The organism is Algoriphagus jejuensis (genome assembly GCF_039523455.1).
GTDB classification, from domain to species: Bacteria; Bacteroidota; Bacteroidia; order Cytophagales; family Cyclobacteriaceae; genus Algoriphagus; species Algoriphagus jejuensis.
The window spans coordinates 219,650-235,699 of record NZ_BAAAFI010000007.1 but is presented as its reverse complement, the minus strand read 5'-3'; the positions used below and the strand labels follow the sequence as shown (position 1 = coordinate 235,699).

Below are 16,050 nucleotides of genomic sequence, written 5' to 3'. Positions count from 1 at the left end.
TTTCAAAAAGCCGGTCAATCCTGATCGGCTTTTTGGTTTTCATGGCCATTGGTAATTTTTTCCTCAGCTTCTTGTTCCTCTTCGTTTGTCGCAGACTCTGTATCTGTGGTATCGTTGGCCGTGAGCGTCGCCTTCAATTCAATAGGGAAATGATCTGAGCCAATTCCCGGCAAAACGTGGATGGCAGCAAGTCCGAACTGCTTGCTCAGAAACACATGGTCCAGAGGCCATCTAAAAAGAGGGATTTTGGCATGAAATGTATTGAAAAAACCGCGGCCACGTCGGGGATCGGCTAGCTCTGATGTTTTTAGAAAAAGAGAAGTGGTGTAACTCCAGGCGACATCGTTGAGATCCCCTATGACAATAGACGGAAGGGGATTTGCCTTAGATTTTTTGCCCACAATCAGAATTTCTGCATCCCGTTCGGTGCTGGTTGAATTTTCACCCGGAACCGGCGGCGTGGGATGAATCGCATAGATCGTGATGACCTGTCCACCTCTCAGCTCTAGATCAAACTCTAGCGAGGGTACCTCCTCGTCGATAAGGTAGTTGATTTCCTTTCGCAGAATCGGCAATCTGGAGTAAAGCACCAGACCGTAGGTATTTTCCAAAGGGCAAAGAATCCGATACGGATAGCCTTCATGAATCGGCGTCATCGCATCAGCCCAGGCTTGATCCGTTTCGACTAAAAAGACCAGATCGGGATTCCTGCTTTGGATCAGGCTCAGCGTTTTTCCAAACTTTCGATTGTATTGGTACACATTCCCGATCATAAGATGGATGCCGTTTCGAGAGTCGTAGGGTACTTTTTGGATCATCTTTTTTCCGAAAGGACTGTATGGCCATACCTGAATCGTGAGGTAAACGGCTCCGATTGCCAGCAATCCTACCCAGATTCCTTGTTGGATAGCATTTTCTCCAAGGATCAACCACGCTAAGATCAAAAGGAGATGAATGATCAGTTTCTGAAATCTTGGGTAGTCAAAAATCCTGATCGACCAATGATCCCACTTGATCAGCGGGATGTAGGCGGAGAGAAAAAAGAAGGCACTCAGTCCGGTCAGCAAGGTTGGGGGGATTGGATTAAGGTGAAAATTAACCCTTTTCTTCAAAGGATTATTCTTTTTATGTGAAGAGATCAGGAATTGCTTCGGCTTTGTGTGAACAAACTCAAGCGGTAAGTGGAGTCAGCACCCGAGGCTTCCTTCTCAGATTGCGAAGGCGTTTAATGGTTGTTGCGAGTCCATGAAAGTTAAGTGAGTTAGCGGATTCAATCCCTAGTGGAAGTCGAGGTCAAGGAATATGAGGGCGCCTGTTCCCATGTGAAATGGAATGGTCAGCCACTTGGAAACCGGCTGCCCAAAGGAATCCAGTGCAGGATGAAAATTGTTGCCCCAGAGTTCGACCACCCGGATGTATTGGTCGGCGACTTTGGGATTGCCTCCCATAGGGTTTGCCCATTCGATTTGGTCCACCATTCCGTGTTCATTGACTAAAACAGCGATTCCATACCACTCGGGCTGTCGGGGGTACAGCTTAGCACTCAGCCGGAATTTCTTGGAGGCAAACTCATAAAATTCGTTTATGGGGACACTGAGCTGTGGATCGAAGTCATTGAATCTTTGCGGTTTGGGCTCGCTCTCCCCGTTTCGGGCTACGTAGGAGAGAGTGTCGGACTCCGATAGGACTTGCCCCACTACCTCGTTGTTGTAGTAATACATCGTCATGTATTTCCCGTTATTGCGATTTTGGGTCTTTCTCCACGCCAGTTCATTGTAAGCGTTATACTCGTCGGTGACCTGCTCGTAAAACTCCTCGGTCCACGGCTTGGTGATGACTACTCGCTGGATCTTGCCATCGCGGGTGAATATCCGCTCCAGCTTCGTTCCATTCTCCGAGAAGGAGACGAGCTTGTCGTAAAAGTGGCTGGCAGTGTCCTCAGGAGCAATCTCAAAATAGTGCCGGTTGAGGGGGATCAGCGTGTCGTTTTCCGAAGGTAGCTGAGCGCACACCAAAAACGGGAGATAGCAGAAGAGAAAAAATAGAATCAAACGCATGCGTAGTATTTAAACTAATTCCCTTAAAATATAGTGTTAGCGTTTGACTTACTCAAATTCGGATTGTAAAAAAACGAGCTTGATTCAGCCTGAAAAAAATTTCGCGAAATAAAAACCTAGTAGGCATTTTAGTCAATGAATTCGATTTGATATCTGATTTTTCCCTCAATTCGAAACGGAATCAGGAGCCATTTGGAGACCGGATTGCCGAAGACATCCAGCGCCGGAGTGAAGTTGTTGCCCCAGAGCTCGACTACGCGGATGTATTGTGCGGCCACTTTGGGATTGCCTTCCAGAGGATTCGCCCACTCGATCTTGTCCACCATGCCATGTTCATTGACCAATACCGCAATCCGATATTCCTCAGGCCTATCCGGTTGCAGTTTTGTACTTAGCCTGAATTGTTTAGATACAAACTCATACCAGTCTTTCTTGGGGCCGTTGATTTGGGGTTCAAAGTCATTGAAACGCTGTGGCGTGAGTTCATTTTCCCCATTTCGTGCCACACGAAAGAGATGTCGTGAATCGGAAACGACTTGCCCGACCACGGCATCATTGAAAAAGTATTCGGTCGAAAACTTAGGGATGAGGAGGTTTTCACTTTTTCTCCATTCCAGCTCATTGTAGTCGCCGTATTGCTCAGTGACCCGGTCTAGGTCTTCATATCTCGTATGCTTTGTCAGGACGACCCGGCGTAGACGTTGGTTGAGGGTATAAATCCGCTCTAATTTTGCTGAATTGCCTAAAGATGAAACCAGTTTGTTGTATGCATGATTGATCGTGTCCTCAGGCGGAATCTCATAAAAGTGCTTATTCAGGCGGACTAGCGTTTCTTTCTCGGAAGGTAGCTGAGCAAAAACAGGAACGGAGAGGAAACAGAAAAGAAAAAATAGAATCAAACGCATGAGCAGTATTCAAACTAATTTCCACAAAATATAGGGTTGCCGTTTGACTTACTCAAATCCCTGCTTTAGAAAAACGTTGCGTTCTTCAATACTCAAACTTGATCACGGTGTAGAGGTCGGAAAAGGTCTCCGAACCGTTGCGGACGAGTTCTTCGAGTGTGTCTATCCTGCCCCAGCATTCCGAATTGTGCTGGGAGAAGAAAGCCTGCAACGTATCCACGTTTCCGTCGGGATAGGCCAGATACAGGTGTCCCTTGAGACCACGGATATCCGCATAAATTACCTGATTCCCTGAGTAAGATTCATTCGGATAGATGTAGAGTTCATGTGAGAACCTCTCCGACCCGCGCAAGCTGTAGAGCTCAAAACCGTATGGGTCGAGAGCGGGTGCGTCTCCGGATATCAGATTGTCACCAGTCTCCGCATCCACCACGGTGAACTCAAAATCATACTTGGAGACCAGGGCATCTGCATTGCCACAGGTGTCGCAGGCAAAAAGAGTGGAGGCAAGAGACAGGATTAAAACAATGCGGAAGTGGCGCATGATAGGATTTGTTTTCTTGGCGTACTTATAGCCAAACGCCAATAATAGTCGCAGTGCTACAGAATCTTCCCTTATACTCGGGTTATTTTTATAAAAAATAGTGCATACGGTCAATTTTCAGGATTTTGGGATGAAGCCTTGGCTAAGATTGTCATAATTGACCTAAAAAAATAAATTGTACTGTTCGGCTTTTGACATAGGCATGTAAGCTCCCCTAAAAGTCGGCCACTTGAAAGTTGAATTGAAATTATCAACTTTAAATGGTTATTATGAAAAAATCGAGATTCACAGAAACGCAGATCGTCAAAGCGATCAAAGTTCACGAGGCCGGCAGGAAAGTCGAGCAAATGGCACAGGATCTAATAAAAAGAATTGCCCGATACCAATCGTTTTTCAATATCGAATAGGTTTGTCATTGCAGTATAATTGAGAGCATTTTTTTGGTTCTGGCTGCGGTTGCGACATTTGATCTCGTCACACAGCCGGCGGACCTCCTACTAGGAAACCTCTCTTTTCTACGTTTTTAGATAGGAGTCCACTTTTTCCTTCATTCCCCTCCAAATCCTCTTATTTTTGTCCTTTCCCTCATTTTACCTCATACCAAGATGAACGCAATCAATCCTACAACCACCCCTGCCTGGACTAGACTTTTGGAACTGGTCGAAAAACACAAAAACGACAGCATCGCTTCCCACTTTCAATATCACGGACGCTTCGACGAATTCAGTGTCCGCTTCGAAGATCTACTCGTGGACTTTTCCAAAAACAGAATCTCTGACGGTATCCTAGCCGCTTTGATGGATCTCGCTCGCGAGACGGGTGTGCATGAGGCCATCGAATCGATGTTTACCGGAGAGGCGATCAATGTGACCGAAAACCGCGCGGTGCTTCACACGGCTCTGAGGAATAGAAAAGGCCATCCAGTCTATGTGGATGGCAAGGACGTGATGCCGGATATCAATGCCGTTTTGGCGCAGATGAAGGGCTTCGCCGACAAAATACACGGAGGCCAATGGCTTGGTTATACCGGCAAACCGATTAAATCTCTCGTAAACATCGGCATCGGTGGCTCCGACCTCGGTCCGGTGATGGTGACCGAAGCGCTGAAGCCCTTCCAAAATCGTGACTTGGAGATTTTTTTCGTTTCCAACGTGGACGGTACGCACATCGCAGAGACTTTGAAGAAAGTTGATCCGGAAACCACACTTTTCTTCATTGCTTCCAAGACGTTCACCACTCAGGAGACCATGACCAATGCCCATACGGCTAGATCTTGGTTTTTGGAAAAAGCAAAAGACGAAGCAGCTGTGGCCAAGCATTTCGTCGCTTTGTCCACCAATGCCAAGTCCGTTGCCGAATTCGGTATCGACACGGCGAATATGTTTGCTTTTTGGGATTGGGTAGGAGGTCGGTACTCCCTCTGGTCCGCAATCGGCCTGCCCATCGCCTGCGTGGTCGGTTTTGACAACTTCGAAAAACTGCTTGCCGGGGCAAATTCCATGGATGAGCATTTCCGCCATACCGCCTTCGAGCGGAATATCCCGATGGTCTTGGCGATGATCGGCATCTGGAACACCAATTTTCAAGGCGCGACTTCCGAGGCGATCTTGCCTTACGATCAGTACATGCACCGCTTTGCGGCCTATTTCCAGCAGGGAAATATGGAAAGCAACGGCAAGTATGTGACCCGCTCCGGCGAGTCTGTCAACTACTCGACCGGCCCGATCATCTGGGGCGAACCGGGTACCAATGGGCAGCATGCTTTTTACCAGCTAATCCATCAGGGCACACACCTGATTCCTTGCGACTTTATCGCTCCGGCGATTTCACACAATCCGATCGGCGATCATCATCCGAAATTGCTTTCCAACTTCTTTGCCCAAACAGAGGCTTTGATGAAGGGAAAGTCTTTGGATGAAGTGAGTGCAGAGATGAAGAAAGCTGGGAAGTCAGACGAGGAAATCGCGAAAATCGCCCCGCACCGAGTATTTGAGGGCAATAGACCAACTAATTCGATCTTGGTGAAGGAAATCACTCCCTACACACTGGGTCAGTTGATCGCCATGTACGAGCACAAGATCTTTGTGCAGGGCGTGGTTTGGAACATCTTCAGCTTTGATCAGTGGGGCGTGGAGCTGGGCAAAGTCCTGGCAAACGGCATCCTGCCTGAGCTGGCTGGCGACGAGGAAGTAACTTCACATGATAGCTCCACCAACGGTCTGATCAATACCTACAAGATGATGCGCAAAGGTTAATCTTCGAGTATTCCCTTCAGGTCCAACTCTGACAAACGCTGGGGAATGGTGAGGCCGCTTTGGCTGATCTGTTCCCCAGCTATTTTTACACGCTGGTCTGGGTTCCACACCGGGTTACCAAGCTGTCGCCCCGATGGGTTTTTTCCCCGTCTTGACTCAAGTCTAACGTCTGTCGTATCCTGTCTTGAATTTGCGGGACTGTGGCAAAAACACAGGCTTTTTGGATTTCATACTACGCAACATTTTGCTTCGATTTATGCAGGGCTACAATAGGAAGCCCTGGCGGGTCTCTTCCCTTTCTTGAATCTTGATTCTAGGATCTAATATCTTGCGTCTAATGTCTAACATCTTGATAATTGATACTAGCTACTCTCGTTACAGCCAAAGCAAGCTGCTGTCTCCATAACTCAAGAAGCGATAGTTCTTGGCCATTGCTTCTCCGTAGACTTTTTTCCAATCCTCGCCCAGAATCGTAGCGATCAGCAAAACGAGCGTGGAACCCGGCTGGTGGAAATTGGTAATCAGACCTTCGATCATCTGGAACGTGTAGCCCGGGAAGATGAAAATCTCTGTTTGGCCCAGGATGGTGTCGCGGTTTTCCTTTTCCATAAAATCCAAAATAGCCTGTAGCGCCTCAGTTTTGGAGGGCGTCTCTTTCCGCTTTTCGTAGGCGAAAAGCTTGGATATAAAGAAATCCTCTCCTTTTCCCTCGATGAGTTTGACTCCAAACCAATACGTACTCTCCAGCGTGCGCACGGAGGTAGTGCCTACAGCGACGGTTTTTCCTTCATTTTGTAAAAGCGCCAGGATCGTCTCTCGATTGATCTGGATCTGCTCGCTGTGCATCGGATGCTCGAGGACGTTGTTGACCTTGATCGGTTGGAAGGTCCCCGCGCTGACGTGCAGTGTGACTTGGGCTTCGCGAATTCCTTTTTTGCGAAGCCGATCGAAAACTGCGGCTGTAAAGTGCAATCCGGCAGTTGGCGCGGCTACGGCTCCTTCTTTTTTAGAATAAACCGTCTGATAGCGCTCGCGGTCGGCCGCCTCGGGTTTGCGGTTCAGGTAGGGAGGAAGTGGGATTTCCCCGCTTGCCTCGACCAGATCCACGAAGGCAACTTCCGGATCATTCCAAGCGAACTCGACCTGCCTTAAATCTCGATCCAGAAGCGTTGCGCTTAGGATAATTTCCTTTTCGGCGACGGAGACTTTTCCTTGCAATACTTCACCGGCTTTCCATTTTTTGGCATTGCCGATCATCGTCTCCCAGGTGACCGGATGCTTGGCGAGCATGATCTCCGGGATGACGGTGGTCGGAGCCGTAGGTGCCAACAGGAAGATCTCGATCTTGGCTCCCGTCTCGCGCTGGAAGATCAGGCGAGCGGGGATGACTTTGGTATCGTTGTAAACTAAAAGTGTATCCGCAGGCAATAAATCCGGGATGTCGTAGAAATGAAAATGGCTGATTTCCCCATTCTGATAGTGCAGGACTTGGGAGCTGTCTCGCTTTTCCAGCGGAAACTTCGCAATGCGCTCGTCTGGGAGTGTATATTCGTAGTCGCGTAGGTCGATCTGAGGGATATCCATCGGATGGGCTGATTTGGCTGCAAATATAAGCATCCCTTTTTACCTGAAATCCTCCAAATCCGATGACCGTTTCCACTAAGCTTCAGTTTTCCTTCGTCAAGAGAACACTCGATTTTCGCTTTGAAGCTGGTACTTCTCGGGGTGTGCTTACCACGCGGCAGGTTTTTTGGATCAAAGTGCTTGATCCTAAATGTCCCGAAGTGATCGGTTGGGGAGAGGCAGCGCCGCTGGTGAAGCTGAGTCCGGATCATCGGAAGGACTTTGAGGAGATCCTTCGGAAAACGCTGGACTCTCTGAGCGGAATCTGTTTTGAGTTGAAGGAAAAGTCGATTTTGGAGCAATTGAGAGTTTTGATTCCTTTCGAGCTGCCATCCATCCGATTTGGGCTTGAGACCGCTTTGTTGGATTTGAGTTGGGGAGGAAAGAAGCGGCTTTTTCCAAACCGGTTTTACGACGTTCAAGAAGGCATTTCGATCAATGGACTGATTTGGATGGGAGGCAGAGATTTCATGCTAGAGCAGATTGACCAGAAGCTGAAAGACCGCTTCGACTGCATTAAAATGAAGATCGGAGCGATTGACTTTGAGCAGGAGATTGAGCTGTTGAGCTACATCCGCAGCCGTTTTTCCAAAGATCAAATCACACTTCGGGTCGATGCCAACGGTGCTTTCGCTTTAGAAAATGCGCCAGAAAAACTAGAACGTTTGGCCGATTTGGACATTCATAGCATCGAGCAGCCGATCCGGGCGGGTGACTGGGAGGCCATGAGAAAGCTTTGCCAAGCGACTCCCTTGCCGATTGCCTTGGATGAGGAATTGATCGGAGTTACTGAAAAGGAAACGCTTTTGGATGCCATCCAGCCGCAGCACATCATCCTGAAACCGACCCTGCTAGGCGGGATCCTGGAAACGAAGGAATGGGTGAAATTGGCCGAAGAGCGGAATATCGGCTGGTGGATGACTTCTGCCCTGGAAAGCAACATCGGCCTCAATGCTATTTCCCAGCTTGCCTCCGCGCTGAAAACGACGATTCCCCAAGGTCTGGGGACGGGCAAACTCTACAACAACAACCTTGATTCGCCCTTGGAGATCAAGGCTGGGAAGATTTTTTACAATCCGGAAATGGATTGGGAAGATCCAGTCTAGTAGCATCGATTTTCAGGTTGCACAGACTTGGTGATGAATGGACCCCGTTCACTTCCCTTTGCGCCTCTCCGTCTTTGCGAGAATATATTTTTTCTCGCGGAGTCGCAAAGACGCGGAGTCTTCTACGTCTTAATGCCCATCCCTTTTTCTGCGAACCTCTGCGTTCTCGGCGGTGAGATGAAGGCGAGGCGCTAGTCCGCCAGTCGGTGGAGGTACACAGGCCTATGGACATCGGCCTTCCAGAGCGTTTGGATGAGCTTTCCGGTAAATTCATCCCGCTCAAAGATCACGATGTCGTTGCTGGCCTGATGGGCTGCCAGCAAGTATTTGCCATCTGGGGTCAGATTGAAGTTTCTCGGCATCAGGCCTCCAGAAGGGATTTTTTGCACGTGGACGTAGGTGCCTGAGGCATTTTTTCCAAAAACTGAAATTGTATTGGCATCGCCCCGATTGGAGACATAGACTTGTTTGCCGTCAGGTGAAACCCGAATCTCAGCAGCTCCCACATTTCCGGTAAAGCCCTCATCCAGGAGTGAAAGTCGCTGCTTTGAGGTCAGCGATCCATTTTCATAAGAGAATACTTCCATCACTGCCGTCATCTCCTGCACGACAAAAACCTCTTTGCCATCGGCAGAAAAAGCCAAATGCCGCGGGCCGTCTCCTGGTGTCATTGGAAATTCTCCGGATAAACTCAGTGGCTCAGCTGTGCTGGGATTGAAGTGATAAACATAGATCTTGTCGGTGCCGAGGTCGGCGACCAAGACCCGCTTTCCCTCTGGATCAAAAGTGGTGGAGTGAACGTGCGGCTTTTCTTGGCGATCCGGATTGACGCTTTTTCCGCTGTGTTGGACAAGCTGTGTAAAGTCAAGCTGACCATCTGGCGACACCTTGAATACCGAAAGATTTCCTCCGGAGTAATTGCCCAAGATCACAAAATCTTCCTGAGGTGACAGTGAAATATGGCAAGGGTGATCGCCCATCGAATCGTCCTGATCGATGAGTGTCAAGGAATTGTCCACTGGATTTCTGGTGAAGGTGAGCACCTTTCCGCCTTTTGCTCCGGCTTCCTCCTCCAGCGCATAAACCGTTTTCCCGTCTTTGCTCGCCAGAACAAAGGATGGATTTGCGATTCCCGCAGCTAGGGTTTCAACCGTCATGATATTTTCCGAAGGGGAAAAGGACAGGAAATTGATGCCGTGATGGAGTGAGTCGGTATAGGTACCGACCAGAAATTCGTAGCTGACAGGGATTGGAGGAGTAGCGGACACTTGGGTTTCTTGTTTTGGGGAGGAGCAGGCGGCGAGGGCCAGCGTTGCGCACAGTGTGGAGGTCAATTTCATAGCTTGAAATTAAGACAGTATCCGGAATGGAGGATGAAATGGTTTGGAAAATCTATCTGAGAATTCGAAGATATGAATAGCCTGATCGGTTGGATGCCGGGTATTACCTTGGGACAAAGGTGCAGCCTGATGTCAACGAAAATTCATGTTTTGGCGAGAGAGTATAAATCCTCGATTGCTTGATTTCAAAGGGATGTTGAACGGAGTTTGGGCAGCAGGATGGAGGGAATATGATTCGAAAAGCAATCGTTGGTTAGGCTTTGGTTACCTGTTTTAAGAAAATATTATTTCCTTTAAACTCGAAGACTTTTTTAAAAAAAAAGCAGTAGGTTGGGTTAAAGTTCGGATTATTCGACTTTTATCTTGTGTTTTATTGATAAATTCTTGTGGAAAGTGTCGTTTATTCCAAATTTTCTAGATTGATGATGTTGTTAGATTAGAATCTGGAGGACGGTGATTTTAGCTGATAAAGGTCCCCAGGCAAGAAAAAAAGCGAAGATCTAGAGAGTTTTTAGTTCAAATTTTATAAATCCCTCATGCAAACCCAAAATCCCACATCTCTAAATGAATGCCGTTTGGACGAGGGTGTGCTTTGGAGGCTATTAAAGCAAGGCGAGAAAGAAGGGTTGGAGCAGATTTACCTTCTGTATTCTCAGGAACTATTCAGATATGGCATGGCCATCAAGCCTAATCGGAGTTTTGTCAAGGATTGCATACAGGAGTTGTTTATCGATCTGTGGAAATATCGAGCGGGGCTCAGTCAAACGGACAGTATCAAGAATTACCTGTTTAAGTCACTTTCTAATAAAATAACCAAAGAGATAACCAAAGACAGGAGATTGTTTTTGGATGGCGAAATTTCTGAATTCGACGCGATAGTGCTTGAAGAGTCTGCGGAGGAGAAACTCATCGGGCTTCAGGTCGATGAAATACTTCAAAAGAAACTGGACAGCGCATTGGCTGCATTGCCTATTCGTCAACGGGATGTGATCCAGTTGTTGTTTTTTGAGAAGCGATCCTACGAGTCGATATCGGAGATTTTGGGAATCACCGTGGATTCTAGCTATACCCTGGCCTGGAAGGCAATCAGTAGATTGAAGAAGAGCCTAGTAATCGTGACTTTGATCTGTTGGACCATTTAAGGCATAAGGCCGCTGCAAAGACTTTTTTTTCAGTGAAGCGGGATGCGATTGGGTGATTTTCTAGCTATTTTAGAAATATAGGCTTTGGAGGTTTTATTTGTTTAAAAAATAGTCTCCTAGAATGGCTGTCAATTTGAAAATTAAATTCTGATTTTTTTAAGAATAACGCAACGGGACAGGGTGTTGGTTGGTGATACTGTAAAAGTGAGAAAATACTTGAAAATAGAAGGATAGATATTTCACAATTTCGCCTTAGATCTATAAAGACAATAGTGTGGATATTTCCAGATTTTCAGTAGAAGATTTTGTGTTGAATCGCGAATTTAGAATTTGGGCGCTATCTCCTGAGAAAAGTTCAAATATTCGATGGGAGCGATTGTTTGCTGAAAGTCCCGAACAGCTTGAAAAAGCAAAGGTCGCGCGAGACATTGTTTTGAATCTGAGATACAAGCGTCATACCATGTCAGCCGATGAGGTGTCGGAGCTGTGGGAATTGATAGATCATGGGGTGGAAGACCCGGAGTGCGACCGGACCGAATGTGAGGTGGTTCCCATTGGTCCGGTTTCGGTTTTGAAAAAATACGGATACCCGGAGAAGCGTTTTTTCAGGTATTCGCAGTGGCTCGGCGTTGCGGGAATTTTGGTTTTGGCTTTTGCGAGTAGTGTTGCAGTTAGTCTGGTTTATCCGGAAAATGTACCCCAAGTTCTACCGCTTCTGGTGGTGTATGAGGAGCACTCCACACCTCCGGGGGTAAAGTCAAATCTGACCCTGCAGGATGGCTCCAAAGTGATGCTGAACTCCGGCAGTTCGATACGATACGTGAAGAGTTTTGAATCCGACCGACGGATGCTGTATCTTAAAGGTGAGGCTTATTTTGAAGTGGCAAAGGACACACTCAGACCATTTTCGGTGGTGGCGGATGGGATCAAGACCACGGCCTTAGGTACTGCCTTCAATGTGTCTGCCTATTCAGAGGAAGATGTGAATGTCTCACTGGTGGAAGGCAAGGTGGCAGTTGATGTGAAGCAAGGAGTCTCCGCCGAGATCAACTTAGAGAAAGGGGAAGATCTCAGGTTCAATACAAAAACCGGAGAATATAAGAAAGGCCAGTTTGATTCTCAGCTGGTACTTGCGTGGACGAAGAAGACGATAATTTTTCAGCAGGTGAGAATGATGGAGGCCATCCGGATTTTAGAAAATTGGTACGGGGTGAAGTTTATCCTTAAAAACAAGCCCAGCAAAGAGCTTCTTATCTATGGGAGATACGAGGATGAAATTTTGGAGAATGTACTGGAAGGTCTCAGCTATACGGTGAGATTTGATTATAAAATTGACCAAGATGAAGTGGAAATAATCTTTAAATAACCCATAAAACAATGCTGCCTATGAGGATATGAATCAACTAAAAAGAAGAGCCGAAGGTGCGTCAACACCCCCGGCTCAGGGATTATCGGATACACTAACGTCAATTAGTCGTACCCGAGAGTTTAAGTAAACCATTGCGTAATAGCCAAAATAAACCATGCAAAGATATGAAAAACCGTTTATTGTTATTTGTAGTTAGAATGACGAAGCTTTTTACCTGTGCGTTTTTGATCCAGTGTCTTACGATGACCATGCTGTATTCTCGAGATGGGATGTCGCAGATCAAAACCATTGAAGAGGTAAATGTCAAAATGAACAATCAGGAGGCAAGCTTGCTAAGTATGTTTTCTGAAATTGAAAAAGCAACGAACTTCAAGTTTGTATATACAAACAAAGAAGTAAAGGACTTGGGTAACGTGACCCTGAGCGGACAGGAACAGACCTTATATGATGTATTGGTCTCGATCTCCCAGCAAACTCAGTTGGAGTTTAAGCAGGTCAATGAAAACATCAACGTTAAAAAATCCGACAACGCAAACTCCAATGCCGCAAGAGTGACAGTGTCAGCGGCGGTGGATAAAAGCATTTCAGGAAAAGTACTGGATGAGAACAATCAGCCGCTTCCCGGTGCTACTGTATTGGTAGAAGGAACCACTCTGGGAACCGTCACCGATATTGAGGGTAATTATACCTTGACAGTTCCGGACAATGCCACATTGCTTTTTTCATACATCGGATACACCGCCAAGCGGGTGTTGGTGGGTCAGCAATCTGTCGTCAATGTTTCGCTGGATGTCGACTCCACTTCTTTGGAAGAGATCCTTGTGATCGGATATGGTACCGTCAAGAAGTCTGATTTAACGGGATCTGTGGGACAAGTGGGGGCAGAATCCCTGCAGGAGCGACCTTCTCCATCTCTGAACCAGGCGCTTTCCGGGAGGGTGTCCGGCGTACAGGTGAATACTAACTCAGGCCGTCCAGGAGGAAGAACCACTGTCAGGATCCGGGGATTCAGTTCGATCAACTCCTCCAATAACCCGCTCTATGTAGTAGACGGAATCCAGTTGCCAATGGGCAATCAACAACAGGCAAGTAATGCCATTGACTATATCAACCCCAACGATATCGTTTCTGTGGAAGTGTTGAAGGACGCTTCATCTACAGCGATCTACGGATCAAGAGGGGCGAACGGAGTAATCTTGGTGACTACGAAAAAAGGAAAATCAGGAGAAGGCACTGTGACTTACAATGTTGACGTGAGCGTGCCAGTGATCGGACCCAACAGACCCGAGGTGCTGAATGCTGAGGAATACCTGGCGACAGAAGATCTTGCTTGGGCAAATATGGAAAAGTACGATCCGGTAGGATGGGCAGCAGGCAAATGGGCCTATCTAAACCCTGCCTTGAGAAGAACTGATCCTAGAATCTTTGATGCAAACCAGAACCCGCTCTACGATACCAATTGGCTGGATGAAACCACCCAAAATAAGGTTTCTCAAAATCATCAGTTGGGTTTTCAGGGTGGAAATGAACGTACGACCTACTCCCTGTCTATGGGATACAGAGACGATCAGGGGCTGATCAAAACCTCGTATATGAAGCGCTACTCGGGCCGATTCACGATCGATGACCAAGTGAAAAAGTGGTTGAGAATAGGAGGCACTTTGAGTTACAACAACCAGTCTGAAAACCTTGTAGATACAGGAGATGCGGTTGCCAGACAGATTGTGGAGGATTTCCCATTCCTTCCGGTGAAATATGCAGACGGTACTTTTGCCAACAACAGAGATTATCCATTTGCAGAAGGTACCATGAGTTCCATGCATAGGCTGTATGGCACCAAGTATATCTTGGATACCCAGACTACTCTTGGAAGCTTCTACACCAATATCAAGTTTGCTGAGGGATTGGAAATGAGAACCATCTTGGGAGCGAATGTTATGACTCAGGAACGAAATCAATCGCAAACCAGAACCTTGGCCATTGGTCAGAGTGGTACTGCGTCTAGGGCTATGCAAAAGGAGACTTTTTGGTCTTTGGAAAACTATCTGACCTACAACAAGGTGTTTGCAGAGCGTCATGGCTTGACGGCGATGTTGGGTATTTCGTGGCAAGAAACAAATTTCAATGCCATGAGCGCCAGCGTCCAGAATTTCTCAACCGATTACTTTACGTTCAATAATCTTGGCGCCGGTAGCCAGTTGCCCGCAGTGGGGTCCAATGCTTCAAGTTTTGCGATGAATTCTTATTTCACCCGTATCAACTACATCCTAGATGAAAAGTATCTGTTCACTTTCACGGGAAGAGCGGATGGGTCATCCAAGTTTGGTGAAAACAACAAGTACGCATTTTTCCCATCTGCCGCAGTAGCCTGGAAAATTTCCGAGGAGAATTTTATGAGCTCAAGCTCGTCGGTTTCCAATTTGAAACTGAGATCCAGCTACGGCTTGACAGGTAACTCTGAAATCCCTCCTTATTCTTCGTTGTCCTTGCTTAGCTCTAACTATGCTGCTGTTTACAATGAAACCCGTGTAGGCGGAACCGGTCTGAGTAGACTTTCAAATCCGGATTTGAGATGGGAGAAAACTGCTCAGTTTGACGTGGGAGTTGAATTGGGACTTTTCCAAAATAGAATTGCTTTAGAGTTTGACGTGTATTACAGAAAGACCACTGACATGTTGCTGGATGCTCCTGTACCACGAACAAGCGGCTACTCTGTGATCCGAAGTAATGTGGGTTCAATGGAGAACAAAGGGATTGAATTCAATTTGAATACAGTCAACATCGAGAAGGAACACTTCCTGTGGAATACAACCTTTATGGTGTCAGCAAACAGAAACAAAGTGCTTTCACTGGCGACTCCTGCGGACATCTTTGGTGTGGGTGGACCTAACTTCACCAACCAAACCAACATCATTCGGGTAGGTGAGCCGGTAGGATCATTCTGGGGTCTGGTAAGAGAGGGTACCTGGAGTGAGGCCGAGCGTGCCGAAGCCGCTGAATTTGTGAGCTACAGAAATGGTTTGACCATGCTTCCTGGAGATATCAAATACTTGGACGTGAATGGAGACAACGCGATCAACGATTCCGACCGGATGATCATCGGTAACGGTTCTCCGGATTTCTGGGGTTCTTTTATCAACAACTTCCGGTTTAAAAACTGGGATATGTCCGTTGACCTGGCGTTTTCTGTAGGCAATGACATCCTCGACATGACGCTTCACCCAAGTGAAGACCGTCAGGCCTTGGCAAACAGCTATAAGTCTGTCTTGACTGCATGGACTCCGGAAAATCAAAACTCTCCGATTGCTGAAATTCGGGATACCAGAGCTGGATACGTGACCAACGTGGATTCACATTGGGTGAAAGACGGATCGTTCCTTAGAGGTCGAAATCTGTTGTTGGGCTATACCTTCCCAGCAGCCGTTACGAACAAAATCAAGTTGTCGAGATTAAGAGCCTACACCACCGTTCAGAATTTCTTCCTGGTTGTGGGGGATGATGTTGTTGGAGATCCAGAACAGACACCTATTCGTGGTGGCGATGGAAGCAACGTGTTTTCTCAAGGGATGATCTGGCATGGCTATCCAAAGCCGACGACGTTCCTGTTCGGCCTTCAAGTAACCCTATAATCCTGTTTTACTTAAAGAGACTTAAAAATGAAATATACCAGATTTTATAAAGCATTTAGTCTGCTCTTCGCAGGAGCTTT

Annotated in this window: 12 protein-coding genes; 6 read left to right on the top strand and 6 right to left on the bottom strand. The window is 47.1% G+C overall.

The genetic code is table 11. The features are described from left to right. Positions 1–14: 14 nt before the first annotated feature. The 4 genes from ABD031_RS08855 to ABD031_RS08840 all read right to left on the bottom strand — a co-directional run bounded on the left by ABD031_RS08855 (position 15) and on the right by ABD031_RS08840 (position 3,506). Positions 15–1,067, bottom strand: a complete 1,053-nt coding sequence (locus ABD031_RS08855; RefSeq protein ID WP_343850466.1) for an endonuclease/exonuclease/phosphatase family protein — start codon at positions 1,065–1,067, stop codon at positions 15–17. Between the two features lie 210 nt (positions 1,068–1,277). Continuing rightward, positions 1,278–2,057: a hypothetical protein gene (locus ABD031_RS08850; RefSeq protein WP_343850464.1), complete on the bottom strand. Its 780-nt coding sequence runs from the start codon at positions 2,055–2,057 to the stop codon at positions 1,278–1,280. Positions 2,058–2,185: 128 nt separating this feature from the next. Continuing rightward, complete coding sequence (locus ABD031_RS08845; protein WP_343850462.1) at positions 2,186–2,962, bottom strand: hypothetical protein; 777 nt, start codon at positions 2,960–2,962, stop codon at positions 2,186–2,188. Positions 2,963–3,047: 85 nt separating this feature from the next. Continuing rightward, positions 3,048–3,506, bottom strand: coding sequence for a hypothetical protein (locus ABD031_RS08840; protein WP_343850460.1), 459 nt, complete (start codon positions 3,504–3,506; stop codon positions 3,048–3,050). Positions 3,507–3,775: 269 nt separating this feature from the next. Between ABD031_RS08840 and ABD031_RS08835 the strand changes: the two genes are divergently transcribed. Both ABD031_RS08835 and pgi read left to right on the top strand, forming a co-directional pair. Beyond that, the gene (locus ABD031_RS08835) at positions 3,776–3,913 is read left to right on the top strand and encodes a hypothetical protein (protein WP_343850458.1); all 138 of its coding nucleotides are present in this window, start codon (positions 3,776–3,778) and stop codon (positions 3,911–3,913) included. Positions 3,914–4,111: 198 nt separating this feature from the next. Further along, positions 4,112–5,761: a glucose-6-phosphate isomerase gene (gene pgi / locus ABD031_RS08830; RefSeq protein WP_343850456.1), complete on the top strand. Its 1,650-nt coding sequence runs from the start codon at positions 4,112–4,114 to the stop codon at positions 5,759–5,761. 375 nt (positions 5,762–6,136) lie between these two features. On the opposite strand, the gene ABD031_RS08825 is transcribed toward pgi, so the two are convergent. Then, a complete protein-coding gene (locus ABD031_RS08825) occupies positions 6,137–7,378 on the bottom strand; it encodes an S-adenosylmethionine:tRNA ribosyltransferase-isomerase (protein WP_343850454.1) in 1,242 nt (413 codons plus the stop codon). Positions 7,379–7,407: 29 nt separating this feature from the next. Here ABD031_RS08825 and ABD031_RS08820 point away from each other — a divergent pair, with 29 nt between their 5' ends. Further along, positions 7,408–8,490, top strand: coding sequence for an o-succinylbenzoate synthase (locus ABD031_RS08820; RefSeq protein WP_343850452.1), 1,083 nt, complete (start codon positions 7,408–7,410; stop codon positions 8,488–8,490). A 191-nt stretch (positions 8,491–8,681) separates the two neighbouring features. Here ABD031_RS08820 and ABD031_RS08815 read toward each other — a convergent pair whose 3' ends face one another. Then, complete coding sequence (locus ABD031_RS08815) at positions 8,682–9,830, bottom strand: lactonase family protein (RefSeq protein WP_343850450.1); 1,149 nt, start codon at positions 9,828–9,830, stop codon at positions 8,682–8,684. Between the two features lie 536 nt (positions 9,831–10,366). Between ABD031_RS08815 and ABD031_RS08810 the strand changes: the two genes are divergently transcribed. The 3 genes from ABD031_RS08810 to ABD031_RS08800 all read left to right on the top strand — a co-directional run bounded on the left by ABD031_RS08810 (position 10,367) and on the right by ABD031_RS08800 (position 15,970). Then, on the top strand, positions 10,367–10,972 hold the full coding sequence (locus ABD031_RS08810) for an RNA polymerase sigma factor (protein WP_343850448.1): 606 nt from the start codon (positions 10,367–10,369) through the stop codon (positions 10,970–10,972). 376 nt (positions 10,973–11,348) lie between these two features. After that, positions 11,349–12,338 carry a FecR family protein gene (locus ABD031_RS08805; protein ID WP_343850446.1) on the top strand — a complete coding sequence of 330 codons (990 nt, stop codon included), beginning with the start codon at positions 11,349–11,351 and terminating at the stop codon, positions 12,336–12,338. Between the two features lie 167 nt (positions 12,339–12,505). Then, positions 12,506–15,970, top strand: coding sequence for a SusC/RagA family TonB-linked outer membrane protein (locus tag ABD031_RS08800; RefSeq protein ID WP_343850444.1), 3,465 nt, complete (start codon positions 12,506–12,508; stop codon positions 15,968–15,970). Positions 15,971–16,050: the final 80 nt, after the last annotated feature.